Below are 21964 nucleotides of genomic sequence, written 5' to 3' on the forward strand. Positions count from 1 at the left end.
TATTGCGAAATAATAAAAACCAATAATTGTATGAGCAAGAGCAAACTTTTTCCAGCTCAGAAACTCGAGAAACCGAGGAAACTTGGACAAATAATGCTCAGTTCACTATAGTAGCGCTCGCGGCTGCACATAGTATTCATTCAGCTTAAGAGAAAACGCTATGATTGTAGAAAATGTGCTTCCTGAAAATCATGCAGAGATGCTTGATGTTTGGGAAAATTCAGTCCGGGCCACTCATGACTTCATAACAGAAGAAGATATTGAGTTTTTTAAACCCATTATTATTGAAAAAGCGTTCCCTTTTGTCACATTGAGATGTGTCAAGGATGAAAGCGGCGCTATCATGGGCTTTACAGGAGTCCATGACGCGAAAATTGAAATGCTCTTCATCTTAAACGCAGCAAGGGGCAAAGGTATTGGCAAAGTGCTTTTGCGCTATGCAATAGAGCAGCTAAGCGCAACCAAGGTTGACGTAAATGAACAAAACCCGCTGGCAGTTGGCTTTTACCAGCACATGGGTTTCAAAATTATCTCTCGTTCGCCTCTGGATGATATGGGTAAACCCTTTCCAATTCTGCATATGGCTCTGTAAAGCTCGGTGTGTCGTTACCGAATTTGAGAGAAGAAACGCCCAAAGCTAATAACTTTGGGCGTTTCCGTTTCTAAGGCAGTTACCCCTCATCTAATGCAGCAACTCTTCTTTCTCTTCTGCAAAATCCTCTGCCAGTTCATCTTTTTGCGTTTCGGATAAAACATGGCCCGCCTGCTGAAACACCTGCTGCTCTTCTTCCTCCAGGTGGTGCAGTACTTTATCTTGCAATTGCTTCATGTAGTGCAACCAGGCAGAAGAGCTCATGTCTGTCTCTTCCAAAGTTTCAATCAGCTCATCAATCTCGTGGTGCTCGTGAATACCGTGACGAGATTGCTCTAATGTTCGGTCTGAACCCATTAATTTTTTGTAGAAGTGGCGCTCTTCCGCTGCGGCATGGGCCTTGAGCTCTTCCTTTAATTCTTCAAAGTGTTCACGACGCGCATCAGAGTTACCTGAAGTTTGCACCAGTATTTTCATTAACAAACGTTGTTTTTCGTGATCTTTGCGAATGGTTTCAAAAATTTGCATTGTGATCTCCCAATCATGTATGAGTTCACAATGTTATCTGCCATCTTTATGCCAGAATAGTAACCTATTGTTTATAATGAATTTTATTTAATTTAATAATTTTGAAGAGCAAGCGACGTGTAAAAATTTCACACTTAAGTTAGTAAGATTGATAAGTTGATACCATGAAAGGGGTGGCGACGGTGTTTTGCCTTCGCCACCTTTCTGATTAAACGCAGCCCAATTCATCACCAGCGCGTTGATAGCGGGACAATTTCATCTCCCTGGTGAGTAAAGGAGCAAGTTGACTTGTCGCCTCTTGAATATGCAACGTTTTCCAATGTTGTTGTTCTGCTTCTGCATTTTGCCAATGCTCTATAGTCGCAAAAACACAAGGATGCTCCTCAGACTCAAAAAATTGATAGTAAACACAGCCCGGTTCTTGCTTGGAATTATCTCTCAGAACAGTCAAAATAGCCTCGACTTCAACTTCCTTGCCCTCAAGGCACTGGATTTCGCCAACGATAAACACTTCTTTCATATTCGAGCCTCCCCTATGCGGTTAAACATTTTCTGATGCAGAATTAAGCTGCCAAATGTTGCTTTGATAGTCTTTGACATGTTCTGCAAACTCTTCAGGAAAGACATTGCGAAACTTATTATTTTCAGCGGGAATAAGTTCCACCATTTTGTCGATCATTAATTGTGGAGAATATTGGAAGTCCGGATCGGCAAACATACCTTGCATTTCCCTAATAGGCTCTTCGCTAGTGAAGTGTTTAGTGGGGTCATACCATTGATCGACTGTATCATACATACGTTCATTAAATCCGGTGGCAAAAGGTCCGGGATTGATAGTGGCCACCTGCACACCAAGAGGCGTCATCTCTGTATGCAAAAGCTGAAAAACGGCTTCAAGTGCATGCTTTGAGGCTGTATAGGGAGCTAAAAAGGGATAAGTTTGAAGCCCTGCTGTGGAGGATACAGCAATCAGTTTTCCACGCCCTTTTCGCGCAAATATTTCAGCGAATTTTTGTGTCAACTCTAATGTTCTGAAGAGATTGATTTCAAAAACATGGCGATATCGCTCCAATGGAATTTCTGCCGCGGGTCCAGTCTCACCCGTAGCGGCATTCGCCACAAAAATATCCACTTGATGTGCGTATTTACGTAAAATAGTTTGCTGATCTTGTGTGCAGGAATATTCAAGTTTCTCCACCACCAGAGACAGATTCTCTGATGCTACAGCCTGTTTTAGTTGCGTTACCTGTGGCCAGCTTTCCACTGTCGCAATTACCTTATGGCCCTGTTTCGCTAAACCAATGGCAGCCCCTTTACCCAAACCACTGCCAGCACCGGTTATCAAAATAGTTTTAGACATTGTTTTATTCCTTAGTTGATTGAATTAAAGGTCGGTTTTGTTTTTGCCTACTCTTCCCTTGTCGGTTTTGTCTGCAAAATTTTTCAGAAGCTCGGCAACTGGTGGATTCGCTGCACCGCTGTAACCTAGGAAAGACTCATAAGCTAATTGATCATCCAAGCGTCGCCCAATCACTTCAAAAATGGTTTCTTTGGCAGAACGCACCGCCCATTGATCATTGCGCAAAATTTTTGCAGCTACCTCTTCGGCGGTGGCCATCAGTTTCGATTGAGGCACTACTTTAGACACCATATTCACTTGCAACGCCCGTTGCGCGTCAATGGGCTCAGCAGTGAGGTTCATTTCCAGGGCAATACCGACTCCGCAGGTATTCACTACTCGCACTATGCCTCCGTCACCATGGTGATAACCACGTCGCGGTTCGAAAGAACCAAATTGTGCATTGTCCGAAGCAATTCGAATATCGCAGGCCATGGCCGTCTCCAGGCCTCCGGCCAGCGCCCAACCATTTACCGCGGCTATGATCGGTTTATAAATGCGATGCAAACCTCGAGTCAGGCCGCCTAGGCCGTCTTTCATTTTATCTCTGGGAAACATGGCACTTTTGCCTCGTTGCACCCAATCAGTGGCGTGAGACTTGAGATCAGCCCCCGCACAAAAAGCTTCATCTCCGGCTCCAGTTAAGATTGCCAATTGCAGACTGTCATCCGCAGCAAAATCCCGCCAGGTATGCCACAATAACTCGTGCATGGGTTCATCAATCGCGTTCATCGCATGAGGACGATTTAAGGTAATGTAAGCAATCTTACCGCGTTTTTCATAAATGACTTCTGACATAATGGACACCCTTAATTAACTTGCCGATTCACCATTGAATCTGAATTCGAGTATGGAGAATTGCTCTGGGCTTGTAATTGGTCTAAAAAGACAAATGATTGGCGATAATCACTTACCGTTAAGGCAAGCGAAAAGGCTTTAAACCGTTGACACAGACATGAATGAACAATTATCAGAAGGAATTAAACGCGTCGCACTTGTAGCGTTTAACGGCAGTACCGAACTCAGTATTGGTGGAGCCAGAGATCTGTTTAGTGCCGCAAATATAGTGGTGCGCAATCGCCTCACTACACCATCCAAATCTTCGCTTTCAATACCGTCTGAAGTCTATATCGTCACCCGAGATGGACAAGCCGTGCAGTCCTTTTCTGGTGCCACCATTCAAGCTGATTGCAGTATTGATGCCTCTTACCAATACCAATTGATATTGATCTCGGGTTTTTGGGGCGATGTCCGTCAAATTATTAGTGACAATCAACAGCTGATAGAGTGGTTACGGGCGCAACATCAGCAGGGCGCGGTAATTGGATGTTTGCACGCAGGCAGTTATTTGTTAGCGGAAGCAGGATTGCTGGATAACAAGGTCTCTACCGTTTATTGGCGTTTTGTGGAAGACTTTAAGAAACGCTATAGAAACGTCATTCTTATGCCGGAAAAAACCATTACAGCCGCAGGAAATATCTATACCTCTTCAGGCGTCAATTCTGCCATCGAAATGGCCAGTTTTTTAGTAGAAAAATTGTGGGGAATTGAGGTTGCACAGAAGGTCGCCAGAAATTTTTTAATGGACGTGCCGCGCTCAAATCCAAACTTTGAACTTAAGCTCACTCGGTATCGCGAACATAATGACAACCTGGTGCACAACGCTCAGAATTGGCTGGAAAGCCACTTTTCATCAGACTTTTTGATGGAGGAAGTGGCAGATAAAGCAGGCCTTAGTGTTCGCAATCTTACGCGGCGCTTTAAACAGAGTACTGGATTAACGCCGAGCCAATACTTGCAAAAAGTTCGCATCGAGATTGCCTGTGACTTACTGCGCACCACCGACTTGAGTGTTGACCAGATTACTTTTCGAGTTGGGTATTCTGATGTCAGTTCCTTTTGTAAATTATTTAAAAAATTAACAGGTAAAAGACCGGGAGAATTCAGAGCGAATTAATCATTTCCATTTGCTCGGTAAAAGAGGCGAATACGCAGTGTTTCCTGGTCAATAACTAAATTTCCCATAGCCAAAAGTCACCTTTGATAATCATGACTTTAGGCACATTCATCGAAATACAATTTTACCTATTATGGTGATGAACTTAACACACCAGAGGTAAGATTATGTTTGCCAGAAAATTAGCCAGTTACGTCGCCATTGCCACCTTGTACTCAGGAAGCCTGATGGCTGCAAACCTCCACCTGGACGTTACGGATATTGCATCCTTCAATGGTGATATTTTAGTGGTGTTGTACGACTCCCCCGAAGATTACAGCCAATCCAACGCGCCACTAGCATCCCGTAAAATATCAGCGAGCGCAGAAAGCGTCAGCACCGCTTTTAAAGACCTGCCCACAGGCGAGTACGCCATCAAACTGTTCCATGATGAAAACAGCAATGGTGAGCTAGACAGCAATATGATGGGACTACCCAAAGAAGGTTATGGTTTTAGCAATAACGCCGGGCGCTTTGGACCAGCTTCTTTTGAAGAAGCGAAATTTAGCGTTGCCGAAGATACTCAAATCACCATCAAACTGCGTTGAGGTGTCAGATGGACAGACGTCATTTTATACAATCATTGGGCGCGCTGGGTGCACTCTCAGCGATGCCCGGAGTGTTGGCTAAATCAGCGAATGCTTTGAGCAACGCTGAGATTGACTGGTCTTTGGGTTTTCAATCTGTTCGCCAGACACAGTTCGAATCCTTGGCCATGTCATTAGAAGGCAAGCTGCCTGATGATTTGCAAGGCGTCTTGTATCGCAACGGACCGGCGCTATCTGAAAGAGGCGGCATGCAAACTGAACATTGGTTTGATGGCGATGGCATGGTGCAACAGTTTGTGCTTAACCAAGATGGCATTATTCACCAAGGGAAAATGGTGCACACTGAACGCTTTCTGCGGGAAGATGCCGCACAACAATTTTTGTATCAACACGCGGGCACCCATTTAGACAATACCCTGCCAGTTAGAAACAATGACACCACCAATCAGGCCAATATCGCGGTGCAGCCATGGAATGACGAGTTATTGGCCTTGTGGGAAGGAGGTTCCGCTTACCGACTGGACCCCGATACCTTAGAAACCCTGGGCCGGATGGATTGGCGGGAAGATATGATCCACATGCCGTTTTCCGCACATCCGCTGCCCGAGCAAAATGGCTTGCTGTGGAATTTTGGATTTGCGCCTTATGCGGGTAAAAATGGCATGTTATTTATCTATTTGCTATCGCCGCAATCTGGTATTGAAAAAGTACTACCTGTCACCTTGCCAATGGCGGGATACGTTCATGACTTCGCCCAAACCGAACAACACCTGATTTTCCTATTGCCGCCTTATCAATATGACCACAATCAGGGACAAACCTATGTGGACAAGTTTGCATGGCGTCCCGAACAGTCATCGCGTTTATTGATTCTGGAGAAGAGCGATTTAACGAAACAGCATTGGTTTGAATTGCCAGCAGGTTTTGTATTTCATTTCGGCAATGCCTGGCAACGCAAGCATGAAATTGCTGTTAACCTCTGCTGGTATCAAGATGCCAGCCTGATGCAGAGCAATAAAACTCAGCGCATTAATGACCAGCATCGCAGCTTGAATAAACAAGCCAAAGTCAGCACCATTATTGCCAACCTCAATAACAAAAAGATTAAACAATTCACGTCAGAAGTCGTCATGGAGTTTCCTTCTTTTGACGAACACGCCTATTCTCACGGCTCATCTTTAACCGGCGTTGGAGTGCGCCAAAAAAACGGTGTGCGCAACGATGCCCTGACCTTATACAACCCAGATTCGGGCTACGAAGAACACTTCGATTACCCGCAACATGTTGTAGCAGAAGAGCCGTTACTGATATCCGGTAAAAACCAGAAGGACAAATACGTAATTCAAACCTTCTTGAATATGCAAACGCAGCAAACCGGATTAAACCTGTTTTTGCGCAATGCCATCAGCGCGGGTCCTATAGTGACAGCCACTATGGAACGCCATTTACCACTGGGATTTCATGGCAGTTTTGTGCAGAAGAGTTGAGCCTGGGGCTATGCAAAAACTGGGATTACTGATAGATTTTTGCCACAGTAAATCTGTGGCAATTTAATTTGATAACCTGGAAAGAATCCCCCCTCAATCCCCTGATTGCAGAATATGTCGAAGCCTATTGGTTCATTCACAAGACAGAGGATGACGACAGTAATCCTTTTCCAAAACTCTATCCTGATGTGAGTGCTCACCTGGTTTTAGCAGCGGCTGATTACCAGTGTACCTACAAAACGAACCAATCAATACAAATCGCCAACGGCTGCCACTGTATCTTGCCCCATAGCCAAACCTTTACCATGGATCACTCAACGGGCTTTACTATTTTGGGAGTAAAAATACGTCCGGGTAGGCACAAGATTTTTAGTGCTCTCATCACCCAAAACGATTTGAATACCATTGCCCCATCTAACCAACACTGGATTGGTGACACTGATATGCCACCTTGGTTAGTGCCAAATTACCCAATAGAAAATACCGTACGGGAATTAGACAACTGGCTGATACAGTTTATTGATGAGGATTCGCAGCCCAAACACCAGGACTTGGTACGACAAGCTATCCATTTACTTCCGGACCATACCTGTTCTGACTTAAACCAAAAATTGGGGACCTCACAGCGCACTTTGGAAAGGCATTTCCAGCAGCAAACATTGATGACTTTAAAACAGTTTCAAAGCGCCATCAGGGCGGAGAAACTACTAGAGTATCTTTATGCGCAAGACCCTATACAACCAGACTGGGCAGAGATTTCGGCGCAATTTGGTTTTTCTGATCAACCCCACTTAATACGAGAATTAAAGCACATCATCGGCGCCACTCCGGGTACCTACTGGCAGGAAAAAGATCTAACAATTGATGTTTATGGTGATTTTCACGCCTCATCTCATAACAACAAACTCTAATTTGACGGATTTATTCAATACCCGAAAAGGCTAATCAGGCAGACTCTTTACCATAAAAGACAACAACCCGGAAAACACATGAGTATTCAGATTCGACCATTTACTTCAGAGGATCTACCAAGCTTGATGCAGGTATGGGAAGCCGCCAACAAACAGGCTCATCCCTTTCTTAAAGCCTCTGTGGTGGATTTTGTCAGGAGGGCAATACCCGAACAATTTTTACCGATTTCAGACACTTGGGTAGCAGAAATAAATGACCAAATTATTGGCTTTATGGCGCTTCTTGGCCATGAATCAGGCGCTCAGGAAGTCGGAGCCATGTTTGTGCACCCGCAACATCAGCGCAAGGGCATTGGAACCCGATTGATGAACAAAGCGATTGAGTTAACGAGTTCAGTTATGCTGGAAGTGTTTGAAAAAAACACCACAGGCAGAGCTTTTTATGAGGCTTATGGCTTCGTAAACCAAAGTCAAAATCTGCATGAGCTCAGTGGCGAGCAGGTTATCGTTATGACTTTTGGTGCTTAGATCTCCCTCACTTACCCATCAAAATTCAAAATTCATCAGTTCCCCAAATAATTTGGGGAATATGGCCTGATCAATGGTGGTGGCATAAAAAGGTTCATACGCCTCGGGGATTTCCTGATAAACCGATAGCAGCTGATTGTGAATTTCATCCTTTACCACTACCGGCGGTAGTACCGCACAAGCATCAGTATCACGGGTCAAAAGTCGCAACATGGCCATGTCATCAACTTCTGCCATAATTTTGGGTTTGTAGTTGTTGCGCACACAGAAAAACTCAAACGCCGAACGAATGGCGGTACCTTTGTTGGGCAGCAGCCAATGCACATCCTCGTAGCCCACTGGGAAATCAGTGACAGGCTTGATATCAGGGTGCCCGATAATAGCCACAGGTTGTTGAGCCACCAAATGCTGTTGTAAATTTTGTTCAGGCTGCTGTTCAGCAATAGAGCAATTGGTCAGCACAATATCAAAATCGCGCTTATTTAAGCCTTTGATCAAATTAGCCAAACCTCGGGTGTGCAAAGAGAAGCTAACTTCCTTGTTGCTCATCAAGGGTTTGATAAAAGCCTCGACAAAATTTCGAGACAAGTTAGTCATCACCCCAATAGAGAGATGATTGTCGGATTCAATCCCCTGACTAAGTAGCAGCTCCAGCTCTTTACCTTTGGCGAAGATATCCTGAGCATAGCAAAATACTCGCTTTCCGGTTTCAGTGAGCGATAATCTGCGACCATCCCGTAAAAATAATTGCGTATCCATTTGCTGTTCCAGCTGCTTGATCTGTGCCGATAAAGCAGATTGAGAAACGTGTAATTCTCTGGCGACATCCGTTAATTTGCCGTTCTTGGCTACCTGCCAGAAGTAATATAAGTGATGATAATTCAGTCGCTTAGCCATACAGTTCTTTTTTTACGAACATACAATTAATTTATATCTATTTTATTTAATATTCTGGATTTGGCAAACTGCCGCCACTTAATGCATTCGCAAGAGGTGGTTATGCAAAGTTGGTGGCTAACAGGTTCGTTTTTATTCCTGCCCGGAGTTTGGGCAATGATGGGCTGGTTGGGAGGCAGAGCGGCAACAACCGGCAGCAGACGCGCAATTTATAAAGCAACACTCTGGATCTCGGGTTTAGCCTTATTGCTCATCGGCAGCGCTTCAATATTGCTCAATGGCAATGTGATTAGCGTCAGTCATAGCGCACTTTTCAAGTTTACTAACGTTAATAGCATTATTTTACCTTTGGTGATGTTCATCGCCATGATCATCCTGCGCTTCTCTCACAATTATTTGTCAGCCGAGGCCTGCTACCCGCGGTTTTTCCGCTGGATGATGTTAACCCTCACAGCCGTGTCTGTCACACTACTGAGCAACCATCTGGTGATCTTCTGGATGAGCTGGGTGGCTATCAGCTTATGCTTACACAAGCTATTAACCCTCTACCCCGAGCGCCCCCGAGCCATTCTTGCCGCACATAAAAAGTTTATCCTGGCACGCCTGGCCGAGTTGTGTTTATTGGGTGCGTTTGCACTGCTCTACATGGCTCATCAAACTTTATTCATCGATGAGCTATTAACGAGCATTGGCACAGGTAGCGCATATCTAGAGCACACTGCCGCCGTCTTGATTGCTCTTGCGGCGCTAATAAAGTGTGCCCAACTCCCCGTGCACGGTTGGCTGATAAAAGTCGTCGAAGCCCCCACCCCGGTAAGTGCTCTGCTGCACGCCGGTATCATCAACTTAGGTGGCTATCTATTGATTTTGTTCAGCCCGCTGATTGAGTTTTCTGCTTATGGCCGCTGGACATTATTGGTTATTGCAGGAATAAGTACCCTGCTGGCTGCCCTGATATTACTGACCCGGGTCAGTGTCAAAGTACGCCTTGCCTGGTCGACTTCCGCACAAATGGGATTGATGCTGATTGAGTGCGCCTTGGGTTTATATTCACTGGCATTGTTACACCTTGTAGCGCATTCCCTATATAAAGCTTATGCCTTCCTGAATTCCGGAAACGCCGTCAACGAGCAATTGCAACAGGAACTGAGTGGCAAGTTACGTGCCCCAGTGCGCTTTTGGTTACCAGCCGGTGTTTTCAGTCTGGCAGTAATCGCCGGGGCATTCACTCTGTTTCACGCGCAAGGCCCCATCGCGCCTTGGGTACTATTGTGGATGGGTATCACCATACTTATGGCTACGAGCGCACAAAAGTCCACGGCAGTCATCAGTGCCGTGGCTTTGACCGCCTGTTACGTGCTACTCAAAACCAGTTTCGGTGAGTTTTTTGATGGCCAAAGCATCACACTGCTCAGTGCAGAGGATGTGTTCACTTGTCTGATATTTATCAACATGTTCGTGATTGGTTTGCACCTGCGCTTTGCTAATCACCAAGCCTGGGTACAAAGACTGTCTGCGGCGCTATTCGCCGGACTTTATCTCGATGAATGGTTTACTCGTATCACTCTGCGCTTTTGGCCAGTGAGCAAGCCAAATTTGCCACACGCACAATCTAAGTAATCGTTGGAGGATTTATGAATACTGCTCAATCTCAACTGCAGTTTGCAACTTCACGGTCAATACTCGACAGTGCAACCGAAGTCTGCGCTCGCATTGCGCCGAACTGGCCACTGGACAAACTCATTGCGGTTAATCCCTACTGGGAGCTCAAGCAAGACTCATTTACCGATGTGTCCACGCGCCTGGCAGCATTGGCGGGTATTCAATCTTTGATGCCCAAGTCTTTCTGGTTAGAGGCGTATCAACAGGGCAAAATCAGTGACAGCGCATTGCAGCAAGCCGCCTTAATTCACGACTATAACAAGGGGCTACCTGCATTAAAGCTGATGACGGAAAATGTCGCCCCCGACAGCTGGCAAAACCTGTCTGGCCTGGTGGACCAATACCGAACAGCACATCAGGTATCCTGGCATGACGAGATTATTCAGCAAATCAGCCAATTTTGCGCCGCCTTTTATCAATCCAACACTATCCTGGAGCGCATTGAAGGTGATAGCAGCCAACACTGCTTTTACAAAAGTTGGCGCAACAACATCATTAAAGACAATGGTATTGGGGTTTTGATGGGAGAAGCCAAACTGGCGCAATCCATCCGCACCTTACCCGAATCACCGGAGGCGCTATTTGAAATCGCCATGGCTGAGCTTGAGGTGGAAGAGTCAATTCAAGAAGACTATCTGCATGCCCTGTTATTGGATATTAATGGTTGGGCGGCTTATGTGGCCTACCGACGCTGGCAAAATATCAGCGACGATATGATGCCTTTGCTGGCCGTGAGGCTCGCCTGGGAACTCATTATCTGGCGCCACTTAAAACATATTAGCTCTGGTGTGCAAACTGCCGTGGCAAAAAAGTGGAAACAGGAACAACAAAACATTAACGTTAAGTTCCAACAACACGAGCTTCATCAAAAAGCACTATGGGTTTGGCACACCGCCCATGAGTTGACTCAGCAACAACAGTTGCAAAAACAGTTGCGCGCCACCAGCGATGCACCAGAGTCAAAGCCTACGTTACAAGCGGTATTTTGTATTGATGTGCGTTCGGAGATCATCCGCCGAGCCCTGGAGCAACAGGATAACAACATCGAAACCCGTGGTTTTGCTGGCTTTTTTGGTATGCCTGTCGCCTATGCACCTACTGGCACAAAGTTACAGCGACCGCAGCTTCCCGGTTTATTGGCCCCGCAAATAGAGGCTTCAGAACGCACCGGTAATGTCACACGCCTGCGCCCGATAAAAAATCAAGCCAACTGGTTGCGCTGGAGTTATAGCCCAACCGGTTCTTTTTCTTTGGTGGAATCAGCAGGTTGGTGGTATGGCTTTAAACTACTGAAAAATATGTGGTTTCCCGGTAGGCAGGAAAATCCGGTAAGCAGTTTAAGCCACGAACCCCAGTGGCAACTCAATCGCGACGGTGAAACACTCTCCATCCAAGATTGTGCTGAATTAGCTAAAGGGATCCTCGGCGCACTGGGCATTCAGAACTACGCAGAACAGGTGATGTTGGTCGGTCATGCCAGTTGTACGGCCAACAACCTGCATGCTGCGGGTCTGGATTGCGGTGCCTGTGGCGGACAATCTGGAGAGGTGAACGTGCGTATCCTCACCCAACTACTGAATAACGAAGCGGTGCGCGTCGAGTTGAAGAAATTGGGCGTTTTAATACCACAAACAACGCATTTTGTGGCGGCATTACACAACACCACCACTGACGAATTCAGTTACTTTGACCATGAGCTTTCTGAACAGCAGCAACAATGGCTGCGCAGTGCCACACAAATTGCGCAAATGGAGCGGGCCACAGAAGTGGACGAAAAGCTGGCCAAAATGACACCGGAAAAGCGCCAAAAAGCCTATCAAAAACGCAGTTACGACTGGTCGCAAGTGCGACCTGAATGGGGCCTTGCGGGTAATCACAGTTTCATTATCGCCCCTAGACATCGTACCAAATCCCTCAATTTACAGGGCAAGGTATTTTTACATGATTATGACTGGCGAAGCGATTCTGATTATTCGGTATTAGAACTTTTGATTACTGCCCCTATGGTGGTAACAAACTGGATCAACATGCAATACAACGCCTCGGTAACCGACAACCTGAAATGGGGTTGCGGTAACAAGGTGCTGCACAACGCAGTGGCTGGCAACATTGGCGTATTTGAAGGTAACGGTGGTGATTTGCGCATCGGACTATCGATGCAATCACTACACGATGGCAAGCGCTGGATGCATACGCCACAGCGTCTTAGCGTCTATATCGCAGCACCTCAAGAAGCCATTGCAGATATTGTCAACAAACACTCCCACATCAAGCAGCTGATAGATAACGACTGGTTGTATTTATTTAGCTGGCAGGAAACCAAACAAATACATCGATTGTATAAAGGCGATTGGATCACACAGGAGCAAGGTCATTAATGAAAACCTTAAGCCACTTACAACAGCTGGAAGGTTATTTTTAATGCCCGAAATAGTGCTGTGTAGCAAGCATCAGAAAGGGACGCTTATCGCGCCCCAACTGGAGTCGCTCGGCTTTTCTCTGGTGGAAAATTCAGAGTTTGATACAGATAGTCTAGGCACCTTTTCAGGCGAGGTAAAACGCAAGTTAACACCCAAAGAAGCGGCCCTGTTCAAAGCAAAAAAAGCCTGTGAATTTACCGGAAGCCGCTATGGGCTGGGCAGCGAAGGCAGCTTTGGCGGCGGTCCCATGCCCGGTTTTATGAACTGGAACGAAGAAATACTCTGCTTTTACGACAATGAGCCAGGGGTTGCCGTTTATGCTATGGCCAATGGGCCCTGCAAGATCAATAACCTGACAGCACAAGCTACGGACGATTTGGCAGCACAGCTTAATGACTTCCCTCAGCAAGCCTGGCTCAGGCATACATCAGAAAAAATTCACAAAGGGTTATCCGCAGAACAATTGATGGCCATGGCAAGCTCAAATGAGCTTAGTTTTCCAATCGAATTACAGCCGGATCTGCGGGCCATGCACTGTCCGGAACGGCAAATCATGATTGCCAAAGCGGCGCAGGACCTGGCCACTCGCTTGCAGTCCCATTGCCCGGAATGCCAGGCACTGGATTTTGTGGTGAAAAAAGCACAAAAGGGCCGTTTATGCAGTTGCTGCTCTTTGCCCACGGAGCAAATCAAAGCCACCATAAAAGTGTGTGAACGATGCCAATATGAGGAAATTGCTGAACGGTTCGATGACCCGGCTGATCCGGGCACATGTCAGTTTTGTAATCCCTGAACTTGCGGTTCAATCCGTTGCGCATACTCCTCCAACTGACCATAAAGAAACGACATCTCACGCGATTGGATTTCCAGACGGGCCTGTTGGTAAAAGCGCTGCGCCATCACCATTTGCCCCATATCCAGATGCAAACCACTCAGCTTTAGCTTCAATCCCGCGGCATTAACTGGCAAGTTGATTTCATCATAAATAGATTGCGCCTTGAGGTAGCTACGCAGCGCGACAACAACATCACCTTGTTGTCGCAATATGTCGCCTTGCAACTCTTCTAACTCTGCCCTTACCAGCCACGCATCTTTTTCAACTGCTACCGTCAGTCCTTTATTTATCGCCTGTAGCGCATTTGGTGCTGAGCCAGGATAAAGGGCTTGAGCTTTCAATAGCTGGAATCTTGCCTGCTGTGAAGAAGTCAGTTTCGGGTTACTAAGTGCTTGCTCACAGTAATGCAATGCGGTTTCTTGTTGAGATTGCCATAACAGCAACCGAGATAACATCAATTGCGCTTCAATGTTATCGGGAAACCGGGAAACAAATTGTTTTAACTTAGGTAGCGCCATTTCCCAGTCTGTCTCAAAAGCAGTGACCACTTCTGCAAACTCAGACCATTGCTGTTGTTGCTTATTGATATGACCTTGAACTATATGTGTAACCTGATCATGTAAAGTGGTGAATGCATCTTCAAGGGAATAACTTAAAATGGCGTTGCTGATGGTGAGTTCATGATTTTTGAGGGAATAAACCAGTTTAAAATCGTAAATATCGCCATAAAGCTTGATATCCAGAGCCCAATTTTTTGCATTAGTGCTTACGGAGTCGGTTGCTGGCGGTTCAAGGTTTGCCGCGCTGACTTCCATGTCTGTAAGGGATTGCTGGAGATTCACCGCAAACGCTGCCAATTTTTCCTGTTGCAAGGCGTCCAGATCATTTCTGTCGATGCGGTTTTGCACCGACAGCTGTAACAAAGGTTGGTTTTTCATTGGCATAAAGTGCCAGGCAATAGCAATTGCCAATATCAAAGCAATACAGGCTGCAGCAACAACACTTTTTTTGCTGGTTAGTGGGCCAGATTTGCCAAGCTTATCCGCTACTGCCGCTTGGCTTTCCTGTCTCTGTACCGGGATCAGCCATTGATAGCCCTTCCTGGGGTGGTTTTGCACCACAGGAAGATCGCCAAACAAAGTTCTGATTTCTCTGATAGACTGAAAAATCACCCCTTCGTGGACGGTCACATCGTCCCAGACTTCCTCTAACAACTGGCCTTTAGTAACCAGCGTGCCTTGGCGCTCCATCAGATAGAGCAACAAAGCCATGGTCTTAGGTCGAATCAACTGTTTGCGCTCACCATCTATCAGTTCACGTGTATCAGTATTGAGCTCAAAATGAGCGATCTTAAATATCATGGGGGCAGAGGAAGAGCAAAACCTGACTTAAACAATTAAGTCAGGATAACATTGATCCCATGAGTGGTACTACAGCAATTCCCTGATGTGCGCCTCCATGGCAGAGTCCACCGGGAATCGTTGTTTTACAAAGTCCAACATGTTCTCAACCGTTTCTGGCAACCTTGCAACATCAGATAAAAATCCGCTCAAGTGTTGGGCGACTTGCATGTGGCGCTGTTCCGCCCTTCTGTCGATACAAAACGGATCGCGATTTTGTAAATCACTGTCGGCCAAGGTTAAATCCAGTAAAGCAATTAAGCGATCCATAGCATACACCTGCACAAAGCGCTGTGCAGAGCACATTTCGCCTCGTTGATAACGACATAGACCCACATACAAATTAGTCAGTAGCTCCCCCAATAAAAATGGCACATCCTGAGATATTTCAGGAGTGGATAGACAGGGTGTTGCCAGGGATTCAGGTAAACTATCGTCTCGCCAGATAAACTGCCCGGATTGGTAAGGTATGCTTGGTAACTCTCGTGCTTCAAACACAGCAAACTCACAAAATACGCCATCCTCGTAGAGCAATTTGTAGCCATCTTGGGTATTTCTAAAGGCATAAGCCACCGGCGCAATATCAGCTAACCAACTTAAATCATCAATAAAGGCATACTTATGGCCCTCAGCAACAATAGCAAAAAAGTCCAGATCAGAGTGTTCATCCATGCGGCTTTGTTCACCGGTTGAACCCAGCCCCAGCAGCCCCAATCCTTGAGAGTGCTGCTTGAGCACATGAGCGACCTGCTGCAATCTGTTCAATAAAAGCTGCACTTTATCCTGATTCATTTATCTATCCGCAGTTGCCAATAATACCCAGCGATACGGGGAGGAAAAACGTACCCTGCCCGACACAACTTGCACCACCTCACCGGAGTAATAATCCTTTAAGGTCGAACCCTCTTCAAAGACGTTAGCAACATCAATCTGTTTTTCCCCGGCGCTCATTTCAGCCACCACCACACTATCAAAACCTTCAAGCTCACGACTGAATACATAAGGCGCATCGCCCAACATTTGATGTTTCCCGGCCCCCACCGCTACAAACTGCTGACGAAATTGACCTAGCTTTTGCCAATGAGCTAACAGCGCCTGTGTCTCAGGTTGGGGCAGGTCTTGCCAATTCATGTTAGCTCTGAGCCCTGCATCACCGTAGGCCTTCGGCACCAACATAGGCCTCGCCAACTCGTCGCCGTAGTAGATCTGCACTCCACCTGGTGCCATCATTAGTTTGAAAGCGCTTTGCCATGTTTGTTTGCGCTTGCGATCCCAAGAGTCCTGATCATCATGGGAGCCGATATAGTTTAGTATGCCCTTGTTGCGAAACGATGGATGATGCAATTGCGCATCATATTGAGAAAACAGGGTTTCGCTGTCCTGGCTGATATGAGCAACAAAACCCATATTTATCATGGCATCAAAACCATAATCAAAAAACTGCACTTGCTTGTCGCCATAATCATAAGCATGGGTTTGTGGATTAGCACTTTTAAATCCATCAAGGCCCCAGTTAAACACTTCGGCAACCATATAAAATGGTAAATCCCCAGCGAGCCTCTCAGGGTTTTGCTCACGCCATTGGGCCAGCGCCAGTTCACTCTCTTTTTTCAGAATAGACCAAATCTCTGGCTCAACGTGTTTTGCTGTATCTACGCGAAAACCATCAATACCGTATTCTCTCACCCAATCTGTTAACCATTTTACGATGTAGTATTTGGGTGCTTTTGGATAGCCGGTTCTAGAAAAGAAGTCCTCCAGTTCGGCCAATTCTTGTTCCAGGCGCCCTTCTCTCTTCCATTTGTCTCTCAAAATAGAAGGTAATTGAGTGTCCTTTTCCGATTCGGTTAGCACATCAGTTAACGATGTGGCCAAAGCACAGGAGACATTCTGTTGATAGCTGCGCCAATTACATACGGGCCTGGTCCTGACCCAGTCACTCGGCCACAGCGCATCTTGCTTTGTTTCCGGTCCGGTGTGATTAATGATGACATCCATCACAATGCGAATGCCATTTTTGTGGGCAGCCGCTACCATCTCTGCAAATTCTTGCTCAGTACCAAAATTGGCATCAATAGCCGTCCAATCTTTTGGCCAGTAGCCGTGATAAGCGTAGGTGAGATTATCAGATTCATCGTAGCCATGTATTTGCTCAATCACCGGCGTTGTCCAGATAGCATCAACACCGAGCCGATTAAAATAGCCTGCTTCAATCTGCTGGGTTACCCCCTTGATATCACCACCTTCAAAGCCTCTTAAAAGCGCTGGAGCTGCATTGCGCTGATAGTTGTGGTCATTGCCTGGTTCGGCATTATTGAATCTATCGGTAAGTAAAAAATATACGGTGGCGTTACGCCAAAATTCGTGGGTTCCGGCCAATACCGGGAATGCTGATACTGTCCATAACAGTACAGTGATAGTAAACAGGCTCACAACACCTTGTATTTTGTTGCTCATATTCAGGTTCCAGTGATTAAACTTTTATCAATCTGGCACAGCGCTTCAATACAGCACACTGAAACCTGCTTAAATTTTTTTAAAGCGAGATAAAAAAATATTTTTAGTGTGAGTGAATACTCACACTTTTGGATTAATGAATATCGGTCAGAAGATAATCAGACGGGCATTACCGAATCGCGCAAGACTAACTCAGCATCGTACAGATGTTGTAGCTGATGTTTTTGATTGTAAACCTTGTTCAAAATACACTTTGCTGCCATCTCCCCCATTTGATAAATGGGGTTACAAACGGAGGTAAGTTTTGGGTATACGTGATGGGCAATCACCACGTCATCGAATCCTACTATAGATAAATCTTCCGGTAGCCTTAATCCCAAATCTCGGGCACAACTCATGGCCCCGGAGGCCATCCAGTCATTAGCACAAACTAATGCGGTGAATTCGATGTCTCGAGCCAATAAGGTTTTCAATCCTTCAATACCGTCCTCTTCTTTAAAGCGACCTTCAAAATGATAGGCATCAGAAAAGGCAATACCTGCCTCTTGCAAAGCTCTCTTGTGACCAGCCAAACGCTGCATGGCATCAGCCTTACAGGCCGGTCCGGAAATATAAGCGATGTTGCGATGCCCTTTAGCAATAAGATGCTGCGTTGCGCGATATCCACCCGCTTCATTATCTAAACAGAAACAAGCCTCATGCAATTCAGGAACGTGTCGGTTAATAATTGAAATAGGGAGACGGCTTTGCAGTTTTAACAGGTCTTCATCGGACATGGCTTCAGAGTGTAAAATCAAGGCATCACAATTACGGCTGATTAAAAATTCCACGGCATCCAGTTCCTTTTCCAGGTCGTTGTGACCCACACTGATAATGACGTGTTTATCTTGCGCTCGCAGGGTCATTTCGATGGCTTGCATCATCTCACCGAAAAAGGGGGTGTGAAGTTCAGCTACCAGCACACCGATACTGTCGGTGCGATTGTTTGCTAGCGAACGCGCTACTGAGCTGGGCCGATAATTAAGCTCTTGTACCGCTTTTTCAACTTTTTCCCGCAACTGAGCATTAACGGTTTTCCTGCCATTCAATACCCTTGAAACCGTCGACAACGACACGCCTGCTCGTTCTGCTACCTCGTATATTGTCGCCACTTATCCTCCTGTGACAGGGTTTTCGTAAATTACGCCGCCCTTGCTTGTGCTAATTCGTCAGTGATTTGAGATTGAGTTCGCTCATCTAGTGGATAAAACCACATTAACGCCGCCCCGGCAACGCCAAACAACGCCGGGATCCAACTCATGAGTAATAACATTGCCGGTATCGCAGCTTGTGCAGTGGATTTATCCAAACCATCGTAACCATACCAGGCAAGTACCAGCAACACTAAAGCACCAGCAAAGCCACCACCGGTTTTCTGTACAAAAGTACCTGCAGAATATACAAGGCCGGTTGCTCTGCGTCCGGTTCGCCATTCAGAATAATCAGCAGCATCGCCCAACATAGCGAAAAACAGCGTTGGCATCATGGCAGCGAAAAATTCTGCCGCACAACCTGCGAGAAATATCAGCCAAGTCTGCTCGGCTGGCAGCCAGAACATAATGCCCGTTAACAGGCTGCTGCATAGTAAGACCCCAATAAACAGGATTTTACGTCCCCACAGGGCCGAAAATTTTGGCGTTAACAAAGCCCCGGCCACAGAAACCACCAGCAACGCAATAAAGTATTGCCCGGCCAGTAACTCGTTGCCCACATAATACTTAAAGTAATAGGCCACTGCGGCGTATTTAACGCCATTAAACATCATGGTTAAAAAGCCCATGCCCAATAAAATGAGCCAGGGTTTATTGTCCAGTAAATCCAACAAGTCCCGTTGTGTGCGACTAGCGTTTTCTTGCGGAGATGCTTTCAATCGTTTGATCAACCACCACAGCACAGCAAACACCATAACAAAAAAGACGGCGCTGGGCAGATTGCGATAATAGAAGAACAAGGTCATGGCCAACAGTGGTAAAATCAGCCAAGGTAACTGCTTAGCCAAATCTTTAAGCTCAGTTCTCAACGAGCCAGACAGTTGCACTTCGCTGTGCACCCTTTCCTTGGTAAACGCCACCGTGACTAACATCAGTGCAACTAACAATGCGGCATAAAAGAACATTGCATATTGATAGCCTTGCGCGCTATCACCGTCTCCCAGAGCATTGACCAACATGGGTAAAAAGCCCATTACAAACATGCCGCCAATAAATGCACCGGCGAAGCGATACCCTGATAAGCTGGTGCGTTCCTTGTGATCGCTGGTCATTACCCCCATTAGCGCAGAATAGGGAACATTGCTCATGGTATAAGCCAACGTCAAACCAATATAGGTAGCATAGGCGTAGACGAGTTTACCACCGTCACTGAGCTGGGGCGTGGTAAAACACAGTACCATAAATAGTCCCAGCAGCGGCGCAGACCAAAGTATCCAGGGACGAAATTTGCCCATCCGGGTTTGGGTTCGATCAGCTACCATGCCCATCATGATATCTGTAATACCGTCTGATAAACGCACCACCAAAAACAGCATAGCTGCCGCTGCGGGTGCAAGACCAAAGGTATCAGTATAAAACACCGCCATATAAGCCAAAGCGCCGCGCCACACCAGATTCGCAGCAGCATCTCCGGCGCCATAACTGACTTTCTCAGCAAGACTTAATTTCGACATGGCCCTAACGACTCCAATACCACGAACTAATATTAATCATGCAGCGCCTTTTTAGCTTGTAGCAAGTTTTGATAGGCTTTTGCACTGGCTTTTAACGTACGCTTCTGAGTTTCAAAATCGACATATATCAAGCCAAACCGTTGCGTATAACCCTCCGCCCATTCAAAGTTATCCATGAGACTCCATGCAAAGTAACCGCGAATATCGACACCAGATGAAATGGCGTCTTCCAACGCATTCAAGTGTTGTTGATAGTAAGCAATTCTGTCCAGATCTAAAACTTCACCATCGATTAATTGATCCGCCATGGCTGCACCATTTTCCGTGATGTAAACAGGCGGCAAAGTGAAACGTGACGACAAATCAGAGAATAGCTGCGCCAATGCCTGAGGGTAAATCTCCCAACCAATTGCGGTTTTAGGTTCTCGATGCGCATGTTCAGTATATAGGTCGGCTGGTGTTTCGGGTGCCGAATAGGTTAAGCGGGTGTAGAAATTAACGCCTAGAAAATCCAGCGGCTGTTGGATGATTTGCATGTCTTCGGGGAAGACTTCAGGTTTATCTTCCTCAGACAGACACTGTATAACATCAGGATATTTACCCTCTAATAAGGGCTGCAGATACCACAAATTAATATATTCATCGGCAAGCCTGGCGGCCTGGATATCCTCTGGTGCATCTGTTACCGGATAACAAGGTGTAAAGTTAAGTACGATACCGCGCTGCACTTGTGGGCAGATCTGTTGTAACGCTTGCATGCCTAAGCCGTGGGCCAAAAGAATATGGTGTGCTGACTGTCTGCCTGAACGTCGCCCGGTTTTCCCCGGAGCATGAACCCCAATCTCATAGCCCAGATAAGAAGAACAAAAAGGCTCATTGAAGGTGGCGTAAGAATAAACTTTATCCTGCAAGCAATTGGCCACCTGTCTAACATACTGCTCAAAAGCATAGGCAGTATCTCGGTTCAACCACCCGCCTTTGTCCTCCAGATACTGAGGTAAGTCCCAATGATAAAGGGTAACAAACACTTTAATATTGTGAGCATTGAGAGTATCGATAAGGCGAATATAAAAATCCATGCCTTGCTGATTTAAATCCCCAGAAGCGCTCATTATGCGCGGCCAGGAGAGAGACAGACGATAGGCATCGATACCCAAGTCCAGCAATATAGCCACGTCCTCTTCCCAACGTTTAATGTGCTCGCAAGCGACATGACCATCGCTACCATCGGTAATGGTCCCATCTTGCTCGCAAAAAGTATCCCAAATACAGGGTAATCGCCCTTCACTATCCCCTTCAATTTGAAATGATGAAGTTGCGACGCCGAACAGAAAATCTCGGCTCATCAAAGGAGAAGGAGGTGATAGTCGCAGGTCTTTTGTAGGTTCTGTCATGAATATTTTAATTCCGAGATTAATGCTTAATTTGAAACAACATTCAGAAAATTTATTGTTAAATGGATGTTGTATTTATGTTTATAACATGCAATTCTTATTTTGAGAAAGCGCTTTCTCAATATTTTTAGCAGATTTGGAAAGCGCTTTCCAGTCAAAGTGAACAAACAATATTATTAAGGTCAGCGCTTCTTTGTGTTCCAGGA

Annotated in this window: 20 protein-coding genes; 9 read left to right on the forward strand and 11 right to left on the reverse strand. The window is 46.1% G+C overall.

Annotation, left to right across the window (positions count from 1 at the left end; all coding sequences use genetic code 11):
• Positions 1-160: 160 nt before the first annotated feature.
• The gene (locus ACXAGP_RS04850) at positions 161-592 is read left to right on the forward strand and encodes a GNAT family N-acetyltransferase (RefSeq protein WP_475259893.1); all 432 of its coding nucleotides are present in this window, start codon (positions 161-163) and stop codon (positions 590-592) included.
• A 90-nt stretch (positions 593-682) separates the two neighbouring features.
• Here ACXAGP_RS04850 and ACXAGP_RS04855 read toward each other — a convergent pair whose 3' ends face one another.
• From ACXAGP_RS04855 to ACXAGP_RS04870, 4 genes are all read right to left on the reverse strand, one after another.
• Positions 683-1120: a hemerythrin domain-containing protein gene (locus tag ACXAGP_RS04855; RefSeq protein WP_475259894.1), complete on the reverse strand. Its 438-nt coding sequence runs from the start codon at positions 1118-1120 to the stop codon at positions 683-685.
• 208 nt (positions 1121-1328) lie between these two features.
• Positions 1329-1640, reverse strand: coding sequence for a putative quinol monooxygenase (locus tag ACXAGP_RS04860; RefSeq protein ID WP_475259895.1), 312 nt, complete (start codon positions 1638-1640; stop codon positions 1329-1331).
• Positions 1641-1661: 21 nt separating this feature from the next.
• Positions 1662-2480, reverse strand: coding sequence for an SDR family oxidoreductase (locus tag ACXAGP_RS04865; RefSeq protein WP_475259897.1), 819 nt, complete (start codon positions 2478-2480; stop codon positions 1662-1664).
• A 24-nt stretch (positions 2481-2504) separates the two neighbouring features.
• Positions 2505-3317 carry an enoyl-CoA hydratase/isomerase family protein gene (locus tag ACXAGP_RS04870; protein ID WP_475259898.1) on the reverse strand — a complete coding sequence of 271 codons (813 nt, stop codon included), beginning with the start codon at positions 3315-3317 and terminating at the stop codon, positions 2505-2507.
• Positions 3318-3474: 157 nt separating this feature from the next.
• Between ACXAGP_RS04870 and ACXAGP_RS04875 the strand changes: the two genes are divergently transcribed.
• The 5 genes from ACXAGP_RS04875 (at position 3475) to ACXAGP_RS04895 (ending at position 7989) form a co-directional block, all read left to right on the forward strand.
• Positions 3475-4476 carry a GlxA family transcriptional regulator gene (locus tag ACXAGP_RS04875; RefSeq protein WP_475259899.1) on the forward strand — a complete coding sequence of 334 codons (1002 nt, stop codon included), beginning with the start codon at positions 3475-3477 and terminating at the stop codon, positions 4474-4476.
• A gap of 167 nt (positions 4477-4643) precedes the next feature.
• Positions 4644-5063, forward strand: a complete 420-nt coding sequence (locus tag ACXAGP_RS04880; protein WP_475259900.1) for a DUF2141 domain-containing protein — start codon at positions 4644-4646, stop codon at positions 5061-5063.
• A gap of 8 nt (positions 5064-5071) precedes the next feature.
• Complete coding sequence (locus ACXAGP_RS04885) at positions 5072-6550, forward strand: carotenoid oxygenase family protein (protein WP_475259901.1); 1479 nt, start codon at positions 5072-5074, stop codon at positions 6548-6550.
• 68 nt (positions 6551-6618) lie between these two features.
• Complete coding sequence (locus tag ACXAGP_RS04890) at positions 6619-7461, forward strand: helix-turn-helix domain-containing protein (RefSeq protein WP_475259902.1); 843 nt, start codon at positions 6619-6621, stop codon at positions 7459-7461.
• Between the two features lie 78 nt (positions 7462-7539).
• Positions 7540-7989, forward strand: coding sequence for a GNAT family N-acetyltransferase (locus ACXAGP_RS04895; protein ID WP_475259903.1), 450 nt, complete (start codon positions 7540-7542; stop codon positions 7987-7989).
• An 18-nt stretch (positions 7990-8007) separates the two neighbouring features.
• On the opposite strand, the gene ACXAGP_RS04900 is transcribed toward ACXAGP_RS04895, so the two are convergent.
• Complete coding sequence (locus ACXAGP_RS04900; protein WP_475259905.1) at positions 8008-8886, reverse strand: LysR family transcriptional regulator; 879 nt, start codon at positions 8884-8886, stop codon at positions 8008-8010.
• A 102-nt stretch (positions 8887-8988) separates the two neighbouring features.
• Between ACXAGP_RS04900 and ACXAGP_RS04905 the strand changes: the two genes are divergently transcribed.
• From ACXAGP_RS04905 to ACXAGP_RS04915, 3 genes are read left to right on the forward strand one after another with little or no spacing between them, the layout of a single operon-like run.
• Positions 8989-10506: an NADH-quinone oxidoreductase subunit L gene (locus tag ACXAGP_RS04905; RefSeq protein ID WP_475259906.1), complete on the forward strand. Its 1518-nt coding sequence runs from the start codon at positions 8989-8991 to the stop codon at positions 10504-10506.
• A gap of 14 nt (positions 10507-10520) precedes the next feature.
• Positions 10521-12926, forward strand: a complete 2406-nt coding sequence (locus ACXAGP_RS04910) for a YbcC family protein (protein WP_475259907.1) — start codon at positions 10521-10523, stop codon at positions 12924-12926.
• A 43-nt stretch (positions 12927-12969) separates the two neighbouring features.
• Positions 12970-13761 carry a DUF6671 family protein gene (locus ACXAGP_RS04915; protein WP_475259908.1) on the forward strand — a complete coding sequence of 264 codons (792 nt, stop codon included), beginning with the start codon at positions 12970-12972 and terminating at the stop codon, positions 13759-13761.
• Here the strand turns inward: ACXAGP_RS04915 and ACXAGP_RS04920 are convergent.
• The 6 genes from ACXAGP_RS04920 to ACXAGP_RS04945 all read right to left on the reverse strand — a co-directional run bounded on the left by ACXAGP_RS04920 (position 13743) and on the right by ACXAGP_RS04945 (position 21758).
• A complete protein-coding gene (locus ACXAGP_RS04920) occupies positions 13743-15164 on the reverse strand; it encodes a winged helix-turn-helix domain-containing protein (RefSeq protein WP_475259910.1) in 1422 nt (473 codons plus the stop codon). The two genes, ACXAGP_RS04915 and ACXAGP_RS04920, sit on opposite strands and share 19 nt — an antisense overlap.
• A 69-nt stretch (positions 15165-15233) precedes the next feature.
• The gene (locus ACXAGP_RS04925) at positions 15234-15995 is read right to left on the reverse strand and encodes a hypothetical protein (RefSeq protein WP_475259912.1); all 762 of its coding nucleotides are present in this window, start codon (positions 15993-15995) and stop codon (positions 15234-15236) included.
• Positions 15996-17660 (reverse strand): alpha-amylase family glycosyl hydrolase, encoded by a 1665-nt coding sequence (locus ACXAGP_RS04930; protein ID WP_475259913.1) that lies wholly within the window; start codon positions 17658-17660, stop codon positions 15996-15998.
• A gap of 158 nt (positions 17661-17818) precedes the next feature.
• Positions 17819-18811: a LacI family DNA-binding transcriptional regulator gene (locus ACXAGP_RS04935; protein ID WP_475259914.1), complete on the reverse strand. Its 993-nt coding sequence runs from the start codon at positions 18809-18811 to the stop codon at positions 17819-17821.
• Between the two features lie 29 nt (positions 18812-18840).
• Entirely contained in the window at positions 18841-20364 is a 1524-nt protein-coding gene (locus tag ACXAGP_RS04940; RefSeq protein WP_475259916.1) for an MFS transporter, read from the reverse strand.
• Between the two features lie 32 nt (positions 20365-20396).
• Positions 20397-21758, reverse strand: coding sequence for a GH1 family beta-glucosidase (locus ACXAGP_RS04945; protein WP_475259918.1), 1362 nt, complete (start codon positions 21756-21758; stop codon positions 20397-20399).
• Positions 21759-21964 lie beyond the last annotated feature (206 nt).

Source organism: Planctobacterium sp. AWM4_229 (assembly GCF_056160305.1).